Source organism: Micromonospora sp. NPDC049662 (assembly GCF_040675055.1).
In the GTDB taxonomy this organism is placed as follows: domain Bacteria; phylum Actinomycetota; class Actinomycetes; order Mycobacteriales; family Micromonosporaceae; genus Micromonospora.
In genome coordinates, this window is the sequence record NZ_JBFAOC010000003.1 from 194,919 (window position 1) to 212,318 (window position 17,400).

At 71.4% G+C, this 17,400-nt stretch carries 19 protein-coding genes; 9 read left to right on the forward strand and 10 right to left on the reverse strand.

Features of this window, described 5'->3' with window-relative positions:
* Nucleotides 1–231: 231 nt before the first annotated feature.
* Nucleotides 232–1,503, reverse strand: coding sequence for an MFS transporter (locus AB0J36_RS04085; RefSeq protein ID WP_357172368.1), 1,272 nt, complete (start codon nucleotides 1,501–1,503; stop codon nucleotides 232–234).
* A gap of 78 nt (nucleotides 1,504–1,581) precedes the next feature.
* Nucleotides 1,582–2,859 carry an MFS transporter gene (locus tag AB0J36_RS04090; protein ID WP_357172365.1) on the reverse strand — a complete coding sequence of 426 codons (1,278 nt, stop codon included), beginning with the start codon at nucleotides 2,857–2,859 and terminating at the stop codon, nucleotides 1,582–1,584.
* Nucleotides 2,860–3,013: 154 nt separating this feature from the next.
* Between AB0J36_RS04090 and AB0J36_RS04095 the strand changes: the two genes are divergently transcribed.
* Nucleotides 3,014–3,781 carry a phosphoglyceromutase gene (locus AB0J36_RS04095; RefSeq protein WP_355050833.1) on the forward strand — a complete coding sequence of 256 codons (768 nt, stop codon included), beginning with the start codon at nucleotides 3,014–3,016 and terminating at the stop codon, nucleotides 3,779–3,781.
* Nucleotides 3,782–3,840: 59 nt separating this feature from the next.
* Here the strand turns inward: AB0J36_RS04095 and phoU are convergent, their stop codons facing one another.
* Entirely contained in the window at nucleotides 3,841–4,494 is a 654-nt protein-coding gene (gene phoU, locus AB0J36_RS04100) for a phosphate signaling complex protein PhoU (protein WP_355050832.1), read from the reverse strand.
* A gap of 203 nt (nucleotides 4,495–4,697) precedes the next feature.
* Between phoU and AB0J36_RS04105 the strand changes: the two genes are divergently transcribed.
* Nucleotides 4,698–5,978: an ATP-binding protein gene (locus AB0J36_RS04105; RefSeq protein WP_363660101.1), complete on the forward strand. Its 1,281-nt coding sequence runs from the start codon at nucleotides 4,698–4,700 to the stop codon at nucleotides 5,976–5,978.
* Nucleotides 5,979–6,001: 23 nt separating this feature from the next.
* Nucleotides 6,002–6,685 carry a response regulator transcription factor gene (locus tag AB0J36_RS04110; protein WP_039906992.1) on the forward strand — a complete coding sequence of 228 codons (684 nt, stop codon included), beginning with the start codon at nucleotides 6,002–6,004 and terminating at the stop codon, nucleotides 6,683–6,685.
* 61 nt (nucleotides 6,686–6,746) lie between these two features.
* On the opposite strand, the gene AB0J36_RS04115 is transcribed toward AB0J36_RS04110, so the two are convergent.
* Nucleotides 6,747–7,400 (reverse strand): NAD(P)-binding domain-containing protein, encoded by a 654-nt coding sequence (locus AB0J36_RS04115; protein WP_357129129.1) that lies wholly within the window; start codon nucleotides 7,398–7,400, stop codon nucleotides 6,747–6,749.
* A gap of 607 nt (nucleotides 7,401–8,007) precedes the next feature.
* Between AB0J36_RS04115 and AB0J36_RS04120 the strand changes: the two genes are divergently transcribed.
* Nucleotides 8,008–8,586, forward strand: a complete 579-nt coding sequence (locus tag AB0J36_RS04120) for a TetR/AcrR family transcriptional regulator (protein WP_363660102.1) — start codon at nucleotides 8,008–8,010, stop codon at nucleotides 8,584–8,586.
* Nucleotides 8,587–8,596: 10 nt separating this feature from the next.
* Here AB0J36_RS04120 and AB0J36_RS04125 read toward each other — a convergent pair whose 3' ends face one another.
* The 3 genes from AB0J36_RS04125 to AB0J36_RS04135 are packed head-to-tail and all read right to left on the reverse strand — an operon-like array spanning nucleotide 8,597 to nucleotide 10,012.
* Nucleotides 8,597–8,947 carry a type II toxin-antitoxin system death-on-curing family toxin gene (locus tag AB0J36_RS04125; protein WP_357129134.1) on the reverse strand — a complete coding sequence of 117 codons (351 nt, stop codon included), beginning with the start codon at nucleotides 8,945–8,947 and terminating at the stop codon, nucleotides 8,597–8,599.
* Between the two features lie 32 nt (nucleotides 8,948–8,979).
* Nucleotides 8,980–9,180: a hypothetical protein gene (locus tag AB0J36_RS04130; protein ID WP_355050827.1), complete on the reverse strand. Its 201-nt coding sequence runs from the start codon at nucleotides 9,178–9,180 to the stop codon at nucleotides 8,980–8,982.
* Nucleotides 9,181–9,214: 34 nt separating this feature from the next.
* The gene (locus AB0J36_RS04135; RefSeq protein ID WP_357129255.1) at nucleotides 9,215–10,012 is read right to left on the reverse strand and encodes a hypothetical protein; all 798 of its coding nucleotides are present in this window, start codon (nucleotides 10,010–10,012) and stop codon (nucleotides 9,215–9,217) included.
* An 80-nt stretch (nucleotides 10,013–10,092) separates the two neighbouring features.
* On the opposite strand from AB0J36_RS04135, the gene AB0J36_RS04140 reads away from it, so the two are divergent.
* A complete protein-coding gene (locus AB0J36_RS04140; protein WP_357129137.1) occupies nucleotides 10,093–11,037 on the forward strand; it encodes a Ppx/GppA phosphatase family protein in 945 nt (314 codons plus the stop codon).
* Nucleotides 11,038–11,112: 75 nt separating this feature from the next.
* The gene (locus AB0J36_RS04145) at nucleotides 11,113–11,919 is read left to right on the forward strand and encodes a sugar phosphate isomerase/epimerase (protein WP_357129140.1); all 807 of its coding nucleotides are present in this window, start codon (nucleotides 11,113–11,115) and stop codon (nucleotides 11,917–11,919) included.
* Nucleotides 11,920–11,932: 13 nt separating this feature from the next.
* On the opposite strand, the gene AB0J36_RS04150 is transcribed toward AB0J36_RS04145, so the two are convergent.
* Genes AB0J36_RS04150 through AB0J36_RS04160 form a run of 3 tightly spaced genes read right to left on the reverse strand, consistent with a single transcriptional unit; the run spans nucleotide 11,933 to nucleotide 13,976 of the window.
* Nucleotides 11,933–12,520 carry a CGNR zinc finger domain-containing protein gene (locus AB0J36_RS04150; protein ID WP_357129143.1) on the reverse strand — a complete coding sequence of 196 codons (588 nt, stop codon included), beginning with the start codon at nucleotides 12,518–12,520 and terminating at the stop codon, nucleotides 11,933–11,935.
* Nucleotides 12,521–12,538: 18 nt separating this feature from the next.
* Nucleotides 12,539–13,705, reverse strand: coding sequence for a glutathionylspermidine synthase family protein (locus tag AB0J36_RS04155; RefSeq protein WP_357129146.1), 1,167 nt, complete (start codon nucleotides 13,703–13,705; stop codon nucleotides 12,539–12,541).
* A gap of 1 nt (nucleotide 13,706) precedes the next feature.
* Nucleotides 13,707–13,976: a hypothetical protein gene (locus tag AB0J36_RS04160; RefSeq protein WP_357172353.1), complete on the reverse strand. Its 270-nt coding sequence runs from the start codon at nucleotides 13,974–13,976 to the stop codon at nucleotides 13,707–13,709.
* A 158-nt stretch (nucleotides 13,977–14,134) separates the two neighbouring features.
* Between AB0J36_RS04160 and AB0J36_RS04165 the strand changes: the two genes are divergently transcribed.
* The 3 genes from AB0J36_RS04165 to AB0J36_RS04175 all read left to right on the forward strand — a co-directional run bounded on the left by AB0J36_RS04165 (nucleotide 14,135) and on the right by AB0J36_RS04175 (nucleotide 17,050).
* Nucleotides 14,135–15,055 carry a proline dehydrogenase family protein gene (locus AB0J36_RS04165; protein WP_355050821.1) on the forward strand — a complete coding sequence of 307 codons (921 nt, stop codon included), beginning with the start codon at nucleotides 14,135–14,137 and terminating at the stop codon, nucleotides 15,053–15,055.
* 68 nt (nucleotides 15,056–15,123) lie between these two features.
* A complete protein-coding gene (locus tag AB0J36_RS04170; RefSeq protein ID WP_357129152.1) occupies nucleotides 15,124–15,699 on the forward strand; it encodes a WHG domain-containing protein in 576 nt (191 codons plus the stop codon).
* Nucleotides 15,700–15,760: 61 nt separating this feature from the next.
* Complete coding sequence (locus tag AB0J36_RS04175; protein ID WP_363660103.1) at nucleotides 15,761–17,050, forward strand: hypothetical protein; 1,290 nt, start codon at nucleotides 15,761–15,763, stop codon at nucleotides 17,048–17,050.
* Nucleotides 17,051–17,400: the final 350 nt, after the last annotated feature.

Here is a 17,400-nt window from a genome sequence, read left to right on the forward strand (position 1 = left end):
ACCACGCTTGGAAACGTTCGGGGGAGCGGCGGATCGATCAGATCCGCGCACCAGGCGAGGTGCGAGGGGACGGGTGGACCAACCGTTGGGGGACGGTGCCCACCTGTTTGGACCGGCGGCGCGAGCGGGCGATGCTTACGGGGGTGAGTGTTGCCCGCCGCCGCCGGCCCCACACCGGCGAGCGCCCACCAATGACCTTCGGGCCATGGTGGGCGCTTTGCCGTCGTACGGTCAGCTTGTCGGGACCCGGTCTGCCGGCTCCCGGTCGGCGGCCCGGCGCAGCGCGTCGACGTGCCGCTCGCGGGGCGGCCCGGCCAGCAGGTGGCCGACGGCGGCCAGGACGCCCAACCCGGCGACGATCAGCCAGTGCCGGTCGCCGAGGTACTGCAGGCTCACCCCGCCCAGCATGGGCGCGACGAAGGCCGCGGCGGGGAACGTCAGATAGAAGACCGACTGATACCGCGCGCGTAGGTCCGGCGGCGCGAGATCCGCGTTGATCTGGGCGTTGGGCGGGGCGGCGAGCATCGAGCCGACCGTCCAGACCACCGCCGCGCCCAGGTAGACGGCCAGGTGGTCGGCGACCGCGAGCACTCCGAAGCCGACCGCCAGCAGGGCGGTGGAGGCGGCCAGGACGACGGCCTTGCGGCGTCGGTCGATCAGGCGGGGCACGAACAGTTGCCCCAGCACGATCAGCGCGCCGCCGAGGGCCACGACCAGGCCGTACGCCGACGGTCCCAGGCCGTCCGCGCGCATCGCCAGCGGCATGATCGTCGAGGTCTGCAGGGTGAGGACGGCCAGCACGAAGGTGAGCCCGACGAAGACCAGGAAGATCCGGTCGCTGAGGACGGTGAGCAGTCCCGGCCGGCGGGGCCGGGCGGGAGTCGGGTGGCTGGCCTGGGCGACAGGAGTGGCCCGCCGCAGGGTCTCCGGAACCTTCCAGCCGATGACGGCGGCGGCGGTCAGCGTGGCGCCCGCGTCGACCAGGAACAGCGCGGTGAAGCTCGCCTCGGCCACCAGCCCGGCGAGCAGCGAGGCGACCGCCATCCCGAGGTTCAACGCCCAGAACTCCAGGTTGAACGCGCGCGAGCGCCGGTCGGCGGGCACCACGTCGACGATCGCCGCCACGAGCGCCGGGCCGGGCATGGAGTGGGCGACGCCGACCAGCGCGGCGAGCGCCGCGATCAGCGGCAGCGGACGGCTGAAGGCCAGCGCCGCCATCAGGGTGGCGGTGACCAGGTGGGCGGCGAGCAGTGTCGATCGGCGCCCCCACCGGTCGGCCAGCACCCCACCGAACAGCACGCCGACCGCCCCACCGGCCCCGTACGCCCCGACGACGACGCCGGCCACCGCCGCGCTGGCGCCCCGGGCGTCGGTGAGGTAGAGCGACAGGAAGAGCATGGCGAACGCGCCCGCCCGGTTGATCAGCAGCCCTGCCCAGAGGTACCAGAATGCGCCGGGGAGCCCGCCTGCGGTGTCCTGCCACCAGCGCCGCAGGGCGTGCATGCGACCTCCCGACAGTTCAGTTTCTTAACCGTTTCTCCTGAACGGTAGTCGGGCCTGCGCGCGGTGGTCGTACCGGACTCAGGCCGCGGCCTCGGCGGGCTGCGGCGAACGGGTGCCCACCGGCGCCGCGACCTCGGCGGCGTGCCGCAGCGCGGTGGCCCGCCGCTCGCGGGCGGGGCCGGACGCCAGGTGGGCCACCGCCGTCAGCACGCCGATCGCGGCGCAGCCGAGCCACAGCGCCGCATTGCCGACGTGCTCACGCACCAGACCGCCCAGGATCGGCGCGCTCGCACCGGCGATCTGCCAGGAGAGGCCGAACACGCCCTGGTACCGACCGCGCAGTTCGGCCGGGGAGAGCTCGGCGATCAGCGTGGAGTTCGACGGCGAGTTCAGCATCTCGCCGACCGTCCAGATCAACACGGTCAGCCCGTAGAACCAGGCGCTACCCGCGAACGCGGTCAGCCCGAACCCGACGCCCATCACCACGGCGGCGACGGCGAGCACCTGCGAGCGGTTGCGCCCCCGGATCAGCCGGGGCACGAAAAGCTGGCCGACGACGATGAGGAGACCGTTGAGGGCGATCACCGAGCCGTACGTGGCCGGGCTCAGGCCGGAGTCGCCCATGGCGATCGGCAGCATCGAGATGTGCTGGAGGAACACCAGCGCGGCGAACAGGTTCAGCGTCACGAAGCCGAGAAAGACCCGGTCGGCGAGGATCGTGCGCAGGGCGCCGCGCGGGGCGGTGGTCGCGGCGACGGGAAATCCGCCGTGGCTCGTCTCCGGCACCCGCACGAAGATGATCAGCGCGGTGATCAGCATCGTGCCCGCGTCGACCACGAACAGCAGCAGGTAGTCGGCCTGCGCGGCGAGACCGGCGAGGATGGCGGCGCAGGCGAAGCCGAGGTTGATGGCCCAGTAGTTGAGCGAGAAGGCGCGCAGCCGGTCCTTCGCCGGTACCACGTCGATCATCATGGCCCCGAACGCCGGGCGGGCGGCCTCGGCGAACATGCCGAGCAGCAGGGCGCCCAGCGCGACCGCCCAGAGTTCCCGGGCCAGCCCGAGGGCGAGCATCATGGTCGCCGCGCCCACATGCGCGGTGAGCAGCGTCGGCCGGCGGCCCCACCGGTCCGCGAGGGCCCCGCCGGCGGTGGTGCCGACCGCGCCGCCGACGCCCCAGAGACCGAGCACCAGGCCAGCCTGAGACGGCGAGAAGCCACGTTCCTGGGTCAGGTAGATGGCGAGGAACACGAGGACGAACGAGCCGAGCCGGTTGATCAGGGTGCCGGACCACAGGTACCAGAAGGTCCTGGGTAGGCCCCCGGTGGTGTCCGTGAACCAGCTCCGCATCGTCCGCACGTGGTGCCCCCGCTTACAAGTAATGACCGATCTGACTGCCGTGCCTTACCAACCCTAGTGCCGGCCGGAATCGCAGGTCACCCGCTTTTTCACGTGGTGGTCGTCACGACGGGTGCCCGCGTGTCCGCAACCGGGTTGAGGCAGGATGATCCGCATGACTGCGAGCGAGGGGCCCACCGTCGGGACGCTGGTCCTGTTGCGGCACGGCGAGAGTGACTGGAACGCCAAGAACCTCTTCACCGGCTGGGTGGACGTCGACCTGACCGAGAAGGGCGAGGGCGAGGCACGGCGGGGCGGCGAGCTGCTGCGCGAGCACAGCCTGCTGCCGGACGTCGTGCACACCAGCGTTATGCGCCGGGCTATCCGCACCGCCGAGCTGGCGCTCAACGCCGCCGACCGGAACTGGATCGCCGTGCGCCGGTCCTGGCGGCTCAACGAGCGCCACTACGGCGCCCTACAGGGCAAGAACAAGAAGCAGACCCTTGACGAGTACGGCGAGGAGCAGTTCATGCTCTGGCGCCGGTCGTACGACACCCCGCCGCCGCCCATCGCGGACGACGACGAGTGGTCGCAGGTGGGTGACCCGCGGTACGCGCTGCTGCCGACCGAGCTGATGCCGCGTACCGAGTGCCTCAAGGACGTCGTCGAGCGGATGCTTCCGTACTGGTACGACTCGATCGTGCCCGACATCCTGGCCGGCCGTACGGTGCTGGTGGCCGCGCACGGCAACTCGCTGCGCGCCCTGGTGAAGCACCTCGACCAGATCTCCGACGAGGCGATCGCCAAGCTCAACATCCCGACCGGTATCCCGCTGCGCTACGACCTCGACCCGCAGCTGCGCCCGCTCACCCTGGGCGGCACCTACCTCGACCCGACGGCAGCGAAGGAAGCCGCCGCCGCGGTCGCCAACCAGGGCCGCTAAGTGCAAGGAAGGGCCCCTTGTTATGCAAAAAGCGATAACAAGGGGCCCTTCCTTGCACTTCAGCTGGCGGTGGTTGTGTTCTCGCCGGTGATCAGGTAGATCACGTGCTCGCCGGCGTTCACCGCGTGGTCGGCGAAGCGCTCGTAGAACCGGCCCAGCAGGGTGGCGTCGATCGCGGTCTCCACCCCGTACGGCCAGTCGTCGCCGAGCAGCACCGCGAACAGGCTCTTGTGCAGCTCGTCCATGGCGTCGTCGTCGCGGTCCAACTCGGCGGCGAGGTCGACGTCGGGCTTAGCCAGCACGGAACCGATCTTGGCGGCCATCCGGTCGGCGATGTCGGACATCTCGGTGAAGACCGTCCGCAGCTCGGCCGGAACAGCCGGGGAGGGGTGCCGGCGCAGCGCGGTCTTCGCCACGTGCTCGGCGAGGTCACCCATCCGCTCCAGATCGGCCGCCACGTGCAGCGCGGTGATCATTGCCCGGAGGTCGGAGGCGACCGGCGCCTGCCGGGCGAGCAGGTCACACACCCGCTCCTCGACGTGCCGGTAGAGGTCGTCGATCTCGGCGTCCCGCTCGATGACCGTCTCGGCGGCCTGCCGGTCGGCCGTGAGCAGGGCCCGGGTGGCCTGGCGCATGGCGGCGCGGATGCCCTCCGCCATGTCCACCAGCAGTTGGCTGACGATCTGAAGGTCGGCCCGGAACTCGTCGCGCATCATCACGTCCTGTGGTCGGTCGCCGCCGACGGGTGTCGGCGCAGGGGTTGAGCAGGTGCGACGCCAACGGTAGGGGGCGTTGACGGACCCCGGATGAACCAGGGTGAACGACGCCAGACGTGGGGGTGAACACTTTCGGAAGTGAGGGTGATTCGTCCCGTTCTGTGTGGTAGCCAGGTTAACAATGACCCTACGATCGCCGGGTGGAGTGGGCAGTGGCGGTCGTGGTGGCCGTGGCGTTGGCGGCCGGAGTGGTCGTCGGTGTCCTGCTGCCCCGGTTCCTGCCGGCGCGCGGCGGCTCCACGTCGACGGGTAGCGCGAGCTCCCGCTGGAGCACAGGGAGGCCCGCGATAGCCGACTCGCAGCAGGCCGGGCTCGGCCGTCGGACGATCGATTCGCTCCGCGCCGGTGTCGTGGTACTGGACGACGACGACGTCCCCGTCCTGATCAACCCGGCCGCCCGCGCCATGGGGCTCCTACGGACCGGCAGCACACCGGGTTCGATCGCCGCGCACCCGTTGATCCGTACCCTCGCGGGTCAGGTGCGGCGCACCGGCGTGCGGCGCGAGATCGAGCTGGATCTGCCCCGAGGCCGCGACAGCGCGGGGGAGAACCCGCTGGGCGTGCACCTGCGGGCCATGGGTCTCGGAAACGGCTTCATCGCCGTCGAGGCTGTCGACGTGACCGAGTCACACCGGCTGACCCGGGTCCGGCGGGACTTCGTGGCGAACGTCAGTCACGAGCTGAAGACCCCGATCGGGGCGCTGCAACTGCTCGCCGAGGCGCTGCTGGACGCCACCGAGCCGGCCGACGCCACGGCGCCGGACCTCTCCGAGGACCTGGTCGCCGCCCGCCGGTTCGCCGAACGGATCCAGCACGAGTCGACCCGGCTGGGCCGGCTGGTGCAGGAGCTGCTGGAGCTGACCCGGCTCCAGGGCGCCGAGCCGCAGCCGCCGCCGGAGCCGGTCGCGCTCGACTGGGTGATCGCCGAGGTGGTCGACCGCACCCGGACCACGGCTGCCGCCCGGGGGGTCGAGGTCACTGTCGACGGCGAGCGCGGTCTCACCGCGTACGGCAGCGACAGCCAGCTCGCCACGGCGGTGGCGAACCTGGTGGAGAACGCCATCAACTACTCGGGCGAGGACACCACGGTGCGGGTCACCCTCCGCGGTGACGGCGAACATGTCGAGGTCGCGGTCGCCGACCAGGGCATCGGCATCGCCCCGACGGACGTGGACCGGATCTTCGAGCGGTTCTACCGGGCCGACCAGGCCCGCTCACGTGCCACCGGTGGCACCGGGCTCGGCCTGGCCATCGTGAAACACATCGCGAGCAACCATGGCGGTCGGGTGGAGGTGTCGAGCACTCTTGGGGGTGGATCGACGTTCACCCTACGGTTGCCCGCCAGCCCACCTGACGACCTGCTGGCGACACTGCCGCCGGTTGGGATCGAGGCCGGTCCGGCCGAGCTTCGGCAGGTCTGACAGCAATGGAAAGGAAATCCCCGTTGAGCCGCGTTCTGGTGGTCGAGGACGAGGAGTCGTTCTCCGACGCCCTGTCGTACATGCTCCGTAAGGAGGGCTTCGAGGTCTCGGTCGCCGCGACCGGCACCGACGCCCTCACCGAGTTCGACCGAACCGGCGCCGACATCGTGCTGCTCGACCTGATGTTGCCCGAGATGTCGGGGACCGAGGTGTGCCGGCAGCTCCGGCAGCGCTCGGCCGTGCCGATCATCATGGTCACCGCGCGGGACAGCGAGATCGACAAGGTGGTCGGCCTGGAGATCGGCGCCGACGACTACGTCACCAAGCCGTACTCCCCTCGGGAGTTGGTCGCCCGCATCCGGGCGGTGCTGCGGCGGCAGAGCCCGGAGGTCGCCGAGGCGGGCGCTCCGACGCTGGCCGCCGGCCCGGTGCGGATGGACATCGAGCGGCACGTCGTGACGGTCGAGGGCGGTGCCGTGCAGCTGCCGCTCAAGGAGTTCGAGTTGCTGGAACTGCTGCTCCGCAACGCGGGCCGGGTGTTGACCCGGGGCCAGCTCATCGACCGGGTGTGGGGCGCCGACTACGTCGGTGACACCAAGACGCTGGACGTGCACGTGAAGCGGCTGCGCTCCAAGATCGAGCCAGAGCCGTCGGCGCCGCGTTTCATCGTCACCGTGCGGGGTCTGGGCTACAAGTTCGAGCCGTGATCGGCCGATCCGAAGGGGGTCCGCGCCCGGCGTGGACCCCCTTCGGGCTGTCGGCGTCCGCTCAGCGGACGACCTTGACGTTGAAGATGGCGGTGTCGAGCCGGCCGTAGAGCCGCAGCCAGAGTGGCATCAGCATCTCGGTGCCCCGGGCCGTGGAGAGGTCACCGAGGTCGATGACGTCGGTGTGCCCGAAGCTGACGAGCAGGTCGGTGACGATGCGCTTCGCCTCCGCGTCGTCGCCGGAGACGAAGACGCTGTGGTCGCCGTCGGCGAGCTGGCGCGGACGCACCATCAGCTCCGCGGTGAGCGTGTTGAGCGACTTGACGACCTTGGCCTGCGGGAACTCCCGCTGGATCCGTTCGGCCAGGGAGTCGGTGTCGTTGACCGTCAGAACGGGCGGGAAACCCGCGCTGAAGTCGAGCGGGTTGGCGATGTCGAGCAGGACCTTGCCGGCCAGGTTCGCCGCGCCGGCCGCGGTTAGTGCCGGCAGGGATCCGGTGCCACTGGTGGCGTTGACGACCAGTTCGGCGTCGGCCGCCGCCACGGCCATGGTCTCCAGGCCGACCTCGGGGTGCTCGGCGGCCCAGGCGGCGTAGGCGCCGGCCCGCGTGGCCGCGACGTCCCGGGTGCCGATGGTGACCTGGTGGCCCAGCTCCGCCGTGCGGGCCGCGATGGTCTGTCCCACCGAGCCGGTGCCGAGAACTGCGATGCGCATGTCGATCGATCCTCCACTCGGGCGCGGTGGCCTCGCGCCGACTGTCCGTAGGCTAACAGACAGGTCTGTCTACCGCTGTCCCTCATGGACGCTGGCATCGCGCCCGTCCCTTCCCCCGTGTCGAGTTGCCCCCGGGGATGGGGCTGCGGGGTCCGGGCTGCGGCGCGGCGCCTATCCCTCGCCCCGTGACGAGTTGCCCTGAAGATGTGGCGGCGGGGGGTTGGGCTGCGGTGCGGCGGGGGAGGGGGCAGTTATCCCTCGTGCCGTGTCGAGCTGCCCGAAAAATGGGGCGGCGCGGGTTCGGCGCGGTAGGGCGCTTATCCCTTGTGCCGTGTCGAGCTGCCCCGGATATGGGGCGGCGGTCGAGCGCGCTGCGGCTGAAAAGGTTTCAGCCTCGACGGCTTGGCCTCGACGGCTTGGCCTCGACGGCTCAGCCCCATATCTGGGGCAGCTCGACAGGAGTCGAGGACACCGTCAGCCCCGGCGGCGGACCGACGAGCGGCAGCAGACCGAGCGGCAGCAGACCGAGCGGCAGCAGACGGAGCTGTCTGTAGACCGAGCTGTCTGTAAAATCGTGCCCGTCACCAGCAACGATGAGGGAGTGCCGATGCCCGTGCACCGCACGCCGGCCGGCTCGGCCCGGGACCGGATCCTGGACACCGCGTTCCGGCTGTTCTACGCGCACGGGCCACGCGGCGTCGGGGTCGACACGGTCATCGCCGAGTCGGGCGTGGCCAAGGCGACGCTCTACAAGCACTTCCCGCGCAAGGACGACCTCGTGCTGGCGTACCTGGACCGGGTCGACCAGGCGTGGTTCGGCGCGCTGCGGGCGGCGGCCCGCGAGGCCGGCGACGAGCCGCGCGACCAGCTCGTCGGGATGTTCGACGCCCTCGTCAGTGCCTGTCGTCGGGACGGCTACCACGGTTGCGCCTTCATCAACACGGCCGCCGAGTCGCCCGCCGGCGGTCCGGTGCACGCCCGGACGGTGGAGCACAAGACGGTCGTCCGGGCCTGGGTGACCGAGCTGGCCCGCAAGGCCGGGGCGGCCGACCCGGAACTGCTCGCCCGGCAGCTCACCCTGCTGCTCGACGGTGGGCTCGCCGGCGGCGTGCTGGACGGCGATCCGGCGATCGCCGAGGCCGCGAAGCAGACCGCCCGCACACTCGTCGATGCCGCCCTCGACTGACTTCGTGTGCTCAGAACAGTTTGCGCAGGGCGGCGGCGATTTCGGAGACTTCCGTCAGGCGACTCTCCGCCACGCCGATGACGAGGTCGTACGCGACGTCCTGATCGGTCTCGTCGAGCTGGTCGATGCTGACGGTGCGGTTCTGCAACAGGAAGGCGACAGTCACGATCCAGCTAATCCGTTTGTTGCCGTCCACGAACGGGTGGTTGTTCGCCAGTGAGTGCAGCAGCGCTGCCGCTTTGGTCCAGAGATCGGGGTAGGCGTCTTCGCCGAAGACGCTCGTTCTCGGCCGAGCCACCGCCGACTCCACGAGGCCGGCGTCCCTGATCCCCACGCCGAGCTTGCGGGCGATGCCGGCCACATCGGCGAGCGTGGGGTATCGAACCTCTGCCATCACTCGGCCAGGCGCGCGAGCAGGGTGGCGTGTCGTTCGATGATCTCGTCGGCGAGGTCGCCGAACTCCTTGGCGTTCCGTCGCGCCAAGTAGTCGTCGATGGCGGTGACCACGACGGCGTGCATGGATCGGTCCTCCTCGTCCGCGACGAGACGGAGTCGCCGTTCGCGTTCGTCATCCAGCCGGAGGGTCATTGCCATCCGAATATGGTAGCAACAGTGCTACCAAGATCGGCTAGAGATCGTCGGCGGGGTGGGGGGCGACCAGGCCCTGTCGTACCCGGGCCGCGCACAGTTCGGCCAGCCGCTCGTACGCCGCCGCGCCGATCAGCGCGGTCAGCTCCGGGCCGTACGACAGGTACATCGGCTCGGCCCCGACGTGCGCGTCGGTCGACGAGGTGCACCACCAGTCGAGGTCGTGCCCACCGGCGCCCCAGCCCCGCCGGTCGAACTCGGACAGGGTGGAGACCAACACCTTGGTGTTGTCCGGACGCTTCACCCAGTCCTGGTCACGCCGGATGGGGAGCTGCCAGCAGACGTCCGGCTTGTATTCGAGCGGGTGCACCCCGTCGCGCAGCGCCTGGGCGTGCAGCGCGCAACCACCCCCGCCGACGAAGTCGGCGTCGTTGAGGAAGACGCACGGCCCGTCGGCGCCCTGGGTGGCGGTGCGGCGAGCGGGGTTCTTGCCGTCGATCGTGTCCTCGTCGGTCCAGTTCTTGAACCCGCGCTGGAAGTGCTGCCAGGTCGACGGGGTGAGCAGCTTGACGGCGCGGCGGACCCGCTTCTCGTCGTCCGGGTCGGTGAAGAACGCCCCGTGCGAGCAGCAGCCATCGGCGGCCCGGCCGGCGATGATGCCGTGGCAGCCCTGGCCGAAGATGCAGGTCCAGCGGGAGAGCAGCCAGGTCAGGTCGGCCCGGATCAGGTGGGTCTCGTCCGCCGGGTCGGCGAACTCGATCCACTCCCGGGGAAAGTCCAGCGGCACCTCACGGCTGCGCGGGTCCCCCGGGTCGTCCACCAGCACGCGGAGCTCCATCGTCACCCGGACCAGCGTACGCGTGGTGCCGTCCGCGGGCCGACGAGCCGCACGAACGTGTTGCACCTAGGGTCTTCACCATGCGACTGGGTGTCCTCGACGTCGGATCCAACACGGTGCACCTGCTGGTGGTCGACGCGCATCACGGCGCGCACCCCTGGCCGGCCCACTCGGAGAAGGTCGTCCTGCGTCTCGCCGAACAGATCGGTCCGGACGGGGCGTTGACCGAGGTGGGTGCGGACAGCCTGGTCAAGGCGGTCGGCATGGCCAGGGCGGCGGCGACCGGGCTGGAGGCCGACGACCTGATCGCGTTCGCCACCTCCGCGGTCCGCGACGCCACCAACGCGGCCGACGTGCTCGCCCGGGTCCGTGACGAGACCGGCGTACGCCTGGAGGTGCTCTCCGGCGCGGACGAGGCACGGATGACGTTCCTGGCGGTACGGCGCTGGTTCGGCTGGTCGGCGGGGCGTCTGCTGGTGCTCGACATCGGTGGCGGCTCCCTGGAGATCGCTGCCGGAATCGACGAGGACCCGGACGTGGCGGTCTCGCTGCCGCTGGGCGCCGGGCGTCTCACCCGCGAGCAACTGCGGGTCGACCCGGCCAGCACCACGCCGTCGTCCGCCGAGGCCGTCGCCAAGCTACGGGAGTACGTCGACAGCCGGCTGGACAAGGTGGTCGACCAGATGACCGAGGTGGGCTGGGACCGGGTGGCCGCCACCTCGAAGACGTTCCGCACCCTGGCGCGACTGGCCGGCGCGGCACCGTCCGGCGCCGGCCTCTGGGTGCACCGCAGGCTGACCCGTGCCGGCCTGCGGCAGATCATCGGCTTCATCCGGCACATGACGCCCGCGCAGTTGATGGAGTTGGAGGGCGTCGGCGCGGGCCGGGCCCACCAACTGTTGGCGGGCGCGGTGGTCGCCGAGGCGGTGATGCGCCGGCTCGACCTGGATGCCATGGACATCTGCCCGTGGGCCCTGCGCGAGGGGGTCATCCTCCGTCGGCTCGATCAACTCGAACCGATGTGACCGCCCCTGGGCCGCCGACGGGTTTGCCGATGCTCGTCCTGATGACCCCGTGACAGCCGGGCTAGGCTGGCAGGTGTGACGTCCCGAGTCCCCGTGCTCCTGTCCAGCTCGTCGGTCTTCCCCGAGCCGACCGCTGCGGCGTTTCAGCTGGCCGCGGCGCTCGGCTACGACGGCGTCGAGGTGATGGTGTGGACCGACGTCGTCAGCCAGGACGCGGGCGCGTTGCGCGGCCTGTCGGCGCACTACGGCGTTCCGGTGCTCTCGGTGCACGCGCCCTGTCTCCTGGTGACGCAGCGGGTGTGGAGCCCGGACCCGTGGCAGCGGTTGCGCAAGGCCGCCGAGCTGGCCGAGACGCTCGGTGCGCCGACGGTGGTGGTGCACCCGCCGTTCACCTGGCAGCGCGACTACGCGCGCGGGTTCGCCGAGGGGCTGGCCAGAGTCGAGGAGCGGTTCTCCGGGCTCCGCTTCGCCGTGGAGAACATGTACCCGGTGCGCATGGCGGGCCGGCAGTTCGTCCCGTACGTCCCCGGATGGGATCCCACCGACACCGGCTACCCGTCGTACACCCTGGATCTTTCCCACTGCGCGGCCTCGCACAGTGACCCCCTCGCGATGGCCGACCGGATGGGCGCGGGGCTCGCCCACGTGCACCTGGGCGACGGCACCGGCGAGGGCCGTGACGAGCACCTGGTGCCCGGACGCGGCACCCAGCCCTGCGGGGAGCTGCTCTCCTCGCTGGCCGGCCGGGGCTTCACCGGCGCGGTGGCCGTCGAGGTGGCGACCCGGGGCGCGAAGAGCCGCGCGGTGCGCGAGGCGGACCTGCGGACTTCGCTCGAGTTCGCCCGCGAGCACCTCACCGCGCCGTCACCGGTCGACGTCTGACCGGTGGCCCCGGTCAACTGACCGGGGTCAGCGACTCAGCGGTCGAGGTCGGCTGCGGGGCGACCGGCGCCTGCTCGCCGACCGCGGCCCGCTTGCGGGCCCGGTGCGCCGCCACATGCGAGCGGGTGGCGCAGCGCTCGGAGCAGAACCGCCGGCAGCAGTTGGACGACGTGTCCAGGTAGACGTTGCCGCACCGCTCGTCGGCGCAGACCCCGAAGCGGGCGCTGCCGTACTCGCAGAGCCACACCGAGAGCCCCCAGACCGCGCCGGCCAGGTATTCGGCGCTGACCGAGGCACCCCGGCTGGTCACGTGCATGTGCCAGTCACTGGAGTCGTGCCCGGAGATGCGCGGCTGGACCGGGAACGCCTCCAACAGCGCGTTCAGCTCGGTCACCGCCTGGGCGTCGCGCCCCGAGGTGCCGTACTCGAAGACATCGCGCAACCGCTTCTGAGCCCGTCGGAAGATGGCGACGTCCCGGTCGGCGACCTCGTCGCGCATCCAGGCGTTGTCGTCGGGGAACAGGGCCCGCAGGTCGTCGAGGTCGTCCAGGCGGGCGTTGACCAGGTCAACGCCGGTCCGGGCGTACGCGTCGAAGTTCACACCCCAACGGTAGACGACTCACGGGGCGCGTGGCGCGTCGATGTAGTGCGGTAGGAACCGCGCGTAGCCGTCGGTGATCAGACTCGCGCTCTCGCGGACTCCCAACCCGGCCGACTCGCCGTCGACGATCCAGCTACCCAACACCGTCCGGTTGCCGTCGAACTGCGGCAGCGCCCGAAACTCCTGGTAGCACCAGCCCTCGTCGCCGTAGATCCCCGGGTTGGTGATCTCCTCGGCGGCGGTGACGATGCGTACCGAGCCGCCCTCGCGGCCGAGCAGGGGCTTGGCCACGTACTCGGGCATGCCGCGCGGCGAGTCGAGGTACGCCGGAAGCAGGAACTCGTGACCCGGGTACAGCTCCCAGAGGATGGCGAGCAGCGCCTTGTTGGACAGCAGCAGCTTCCAGGCCGGCTCGATCCAGGTGGTCGGGGTGCCCGGGGCCAGCGCCGGCGGCCCGTACGGCTCGGCGAGCATCCACTCCCACGGGTAGAGCTTGAAGCAGGTGGTCACCGGGCGGTCGGCGGCGTCGACGAAGCGCCGGCCGTCCCAGCCGATCTCCTGAATGGGTTGCAGCGCGACGTCCAGGCCGGCCTGCCGGGCGGTCTCGGCGAGGTAGCCGGCGGTCATGTGGTCCTCGCCCGACTCCTCCTCGTTCGACCAGAGCACGTGCACCCGGGGGTCGTGCAGCCCGGCGCCGATCTTGGCCCAGGCGCCGACCAGCCGCTCGTGCAGGCTGTTCCACTGGTCCAGGTCCGGGCGGGTCTGCTCCAGCCAGTACCACTGGACGATGCTCGCCTCGACGAGCGCCGTCGGGGTGTCCGCGTTGTACTCCAGCATCTTCGGCGGCCAGGTGCCGTCGTACGCCAGGTCGAATCGCCCGTAGAGGGTGGGCGGCGCCTCGCGCAGGGACCGGGCCACCGCCTCCGCGGCCCACTCCGGGATGCCGAACTCGGCGTACCGGCGCTGGGCCACCACGTACTCCGCGGCGGCCACCGACATCCGGTGCAGCTCCTCGGTGGCCTCTTCCAGCCGCAGCACCTCGTCCAGGTCGAAGGCGTACGCGGCGGTCTCGTCCCAGTACGACATGATCCCGCCGTCGGGCAGCTCGGTGTCGACGTACACCAGGCCCTGGGCCCGGATGGTGGCGTCCCAGTCGGGCCGGGGCGTCACGGCCTCGCGCCGCACGTCAGCCGCCGCAGGAGGCGAGGTGGGTGCCGAACCCGCCGCGCTCGGGCAGGGCGGCGGTCGTCGGCTCGCCGCCGGTCCGCCCCGCGGTGGGGGCGGACACCCGCATCCCCAGCGCGACCGTGCCACCGCCACCGACCGGCCCGAGGGCGCAGTCGTCATCGTCGTCGTCGGAGGTCATGTTGCAGCCGGAGAGGGCGAGCGCGAGAGCGGTGAGCGCGCCGAGCTGCACGGAGGCCGACCGGAGCCGGCGGTGGGGGCTTTGGTTCACGGCATCGTTGTAGCCGATCGACGCCAGCGCCGCAGCCCCAGGCAAGGAAGGGCACCTTGTTAACGGAATCTGTTGTACAAGGGGCCCTTCCTTACACAAGCGCCGCAGGCGCAGCCGCCGCCGGGCGGGGCTCCTGGCAGGGGCGATACGCTCGGCTCATGCTCCGTTCCGTCATCCTCGCCGCCTCCCGGTCATCCCAGGTCGAGCGGCTCGTCGCGACCGCCCCGTACACCCGGGACGTCGTCCGCCGGTTCGTCGCCGGCGCCGCCACCGACGACGCGTTGCGCGCGACCCGCGGGCTCGTCGACGACGGGCTGGCCGTCACCCTCGACCACCTGGGCGAGGACACCGTCACCCCCGAGCAGGCCACGGCCACCCGGGACGAGTACCTGAAGCTGCTGTCGATGCTCTCCGGGGCCGGGCTCACGCCGGCCGCCGAGGTGAGCGTGAAGCTCTCCGCGCTGGGCCAGATGTTCGACGAACAGTTGGCGTACGACAACGTGCGGGCGATCTGCGCGGCCGCCGACAAGGCGGGCACCACGGTCACGCTGGACATGGAGGACCACACCACCACCGACTCGACGTTGGAGGTGCTGGCGAAGCTGCGCAAGGACTTCCCGTCGACGGGGGCGGTGCTCCAGGCGTACCTGCGGCGGACCGAGTCGGACTGCCGGGAGCTGTCCTCGGCCGGGTCGCGGGTGCGCCTGTGCAAGGGCGCCTACAAGGAGCCGGAGTCGGTGGCCTACCAGTCGGCCCGCGAGGTGGACAAGTCCTACGTCCGCTGCATGAACATCCTGATGTCCGGCGACGGGTACCCGATGCTGGCGACGCACGACCCGCGGATGATCTCGATCGGCGAGGACCGGGCGCGCTGGTTCGACCGGGGGCCGGAGCGCTTCGAGTTCCAGATGCTCTACGGCATCCGTCCCGAGGAGCAGGCCCGGCTGGCCGGCGAGGGCTACACGGTGCGCACGTACGTCCCGTACGGCGACGAGTGGTACGGCTACCTGATGCGTCGGCTCGCCGAGCGCCCGGCGAACCTGGTCTTCTTCGGCCGCGCCCTGATCTCCAAGAAGTAACCGTCGCTTGACGCGCCCGGCTAGCGGAGTTAGCTTTCAGGCTATGACAGCTAGCCGGGTGTGTGTCGGTGCCTAGGGCCGGGCTCAACCAGCAGGCCGTGGTGCGCGAGGCCGCCCGGCTCGCCGACGAGGTCGGCTACGAACAGCTCACCCTCGCCGCGCTCGCCAGCCGACTCGGCGTCGCGCTGCCCAGCCTCTACAAGCACATCCGTGGGGCCGACGCGCTCAACCAGAAGCTCGCCGCGCTCGCCACCGCCGAGCTGGCGACCGAGCTGACCACTGCCGCCGCCGGCCGGGCCGGGGGGGACGCCCTGCGCGCGATGGCCGACGCCTACCGCGCGTACGCCCGCCGGCACCCCGGGCGCTACCCGACAACCCAGCGGGTGCCCGACCCGTCCGACCCGGAGCACGTCGAGGCCGGCGAACGCGCGGTGGGCGCCATCTTCGCGGTGCTGCGCGGCTACGGGCTCACCGGCGACGACGCGGTGGACGCGACCCGCGCCCTGCGCAGCGCCCTGCACGGCTTCATCGCCCTGGAGGCCGCCGGCGGCTTCGGTCTGCCCCGCGAGGTCGACCGGTCGTACCACCAGTTGGTCGCCGGGCTGGACACCGCGTTCCGCTCGTGGCCGGCTCGCGGGGCCTGACCCGACCGATCGGACCGGGTCGGCCTCGCCCGATTCGCCGATTGGTCGTACCCTTCGGCGGGTGACTGACGGGGTGCAGCAGCCAGCACCGCGGCGGCTCTGGCCGCTGTGGACCGTACTCGTCGTTGTCGTCCTGCTGCTGGGCTGCGGTCTTCCGGCGGTGCTGGTGGTTGGGGCCATCCGGGAGGCTGCCGGCCGGGCCACGCTCAGCCGGGCCGGGGCCACCGCCACCGACGACCCGGCCACCGCCGTCGCACGGGGGTTGTCCGACCGGATGACCGCGCAGCTCCGGCAGCAGTCCACGGCGTTGCTCGGCGGCGACCGCACCGCCTTCCTCGCCATCGCCGATCCGGCCGCGCACGCCGACCTGCGCCGCCGATTCGCCGCCCTGCGCGCCCTCAAGGTGACCGTCTGGCGGGCCGAGCCGAGTGGTCTGCCCACGCCGGTCGTCGGCAGGCCGGGGGAGTGGCGGCTACTGGTGCGCTTCCAGTACTGCTTCGTCGTGGCGGACTGCCGACCGAGTCCGGTGCTGATCGGCACCCGCTGGCGGGAGAACGGCGACACGCCCCGACTGGTCGCCGTCGAGGAGTCCAAGTCCGTCGAGACCGGCACCCGGCCGTGGGAGATCAGCGACCTGGTCGTGGCGGTCGGCGCGCGGACCATCGTCGCCACCACACCCGCGCTGCGCGGCAAGCTGCCCGCCCTGCTCACCCAGGCCGAGGCGGCGGCGAAGGTCGCCGACACGTACGTCGTGACGGGCTCGCCCCCGGACCGCTACCGGATCTTCTACGCCGGCCGCACCGAGTGGCAGCGCTGGTACGGCGGCGGGCGACCACAGTGGACCGGCGGTTACGCGGTGACGGTCGGTGGCGGCCACCACGAGGTGGTGCTCAACGCCGACGGGCTGCCCGGCAGCGGCGCCGATGACCTGCTCCGGCACGAGCTGACCCACGCCGCGTCGCTGCCCGAGCGCGGATACCCGGGCAAGACGACGTGGTGGCTCGTCGAAGGGCTGGCCGAGTTCTCGGGTTCCGGCGGTCGGCCGGTCGACCGGTACGAAGGGCTCGCTGAGGTGCGCAAACTGGTCCAGGGCGGTTGGGACGGCCGGTTGGAGGGCGTCACGCCGACCGACGACGCGCCCGCCGACCGGGTCGGCGGCAGCTACGGCGTTGGTTACCTCGCCGTCCGCCACCTCGTCGACCGGTTCGGGCCGGAGCGGCTGTTGACGTTCTTCAAGGCCGTGGTGCACGACCGTGCGACGCTCGCGGCCGCCGCCGACGAGGCGTTCGGCGAGGACTGGTCGACGTTGCACGACGAGTGCGTGGCGTACGTCCGCGCGACCGCCGGCTAGCTGCTCGATCCACGGTGCGGCGGGGGCATCCGACCCGCCGCTGTTGTTCACCAGTCGGTGGCGAGCGAGACCCGAGGAGCGAGGGAACCATTGGAGGCTCCCGGGTGCATCCAGAGGATCCCGGTCGAGTTCGTCGTCCGGCGGACGTGGGTACGTCCGGGTGGGCGGCAGCAGTGAACCAGCCTGGCCGCCTGCGCGGAACGACGTGTGTCACGCAGAGATGCCCCTTTGGAACTCACTGCGTTGGATTTGCCGGTCCGACCTCGGTCATTCGTTATCTTCCTGTGACCATTGGTGCGGAGCCGACGTGAAACATTGATCGCGCCACGGGGGTGCGCGACGTAACACCC

Bases quoted from the DNA above. Each gene is read 5' to 3' on its own strand.
- AB0J36_RS04085 (WP_357172368.1), bottom strand. From the start codon at position 1,503: ATGCACGCCCTGCGGCGCTGGTGGCAGGACACCGCAGGCGGGCTCCCC.
- AB0J36_RS04095 (WP_355050833.1), top strand. From the start codon at position 3,014: ATGACTGCGAGCGAGGGGCCCACCGTCGGGACGCTGGTCCTGTTGCGG.
- phoU (WP_355050832.1), bottom strand. From the start codon at position 4,494: ATGCGCGACGAGTTCCGGGCCGACCTTCAGATCGTCAGCCAACTGCTG.
- AB0J36_RS04115 (WP_357129129.1), bottom strand. From the start codon at position 7,400: ATGCGCATCGCAGTTCTCGGCACCGGCTCGGTGGGACAGACCATCGCG.
- AB0J36_RS04120 (WP_363660102.1), top strand. From the start codon at position 8,008: ATGCCCGTGCACCGCACGCCGGCCGGCTCGGCCCGGGACCGGATCCTG.
- AB0J36_RS04130 (WP_355050827.1), bottom strand. From the start codon at position 9,180: ATGGCAATGACCCTCCGGCTGGATGACGAACGCGAACGGCGACTCCGT.
- AB0J36_RS04135 (WP_357129255.1), bottom strand. From the start codon at position 10,012: ATGGAGCTCCGCGTGCTGGTGGACGACCCGGGGGACCCGCGCAGCCGT.
- AB0J36_RS04140 (WP_357129137.1), top strand. From the start codon at position 10,093: ATGCGACTGGGTGTCCTCGACGTCGGATCCAACACGGTGCACCTGCTG.
- AB0J36_RS04165 (WP_355050821.1), top strand. From the start codon at position 14,135: ATGCTCCGTTCCGTCATCCTCGCCGCCTCCCGGTCATCCCAGGTCGAG.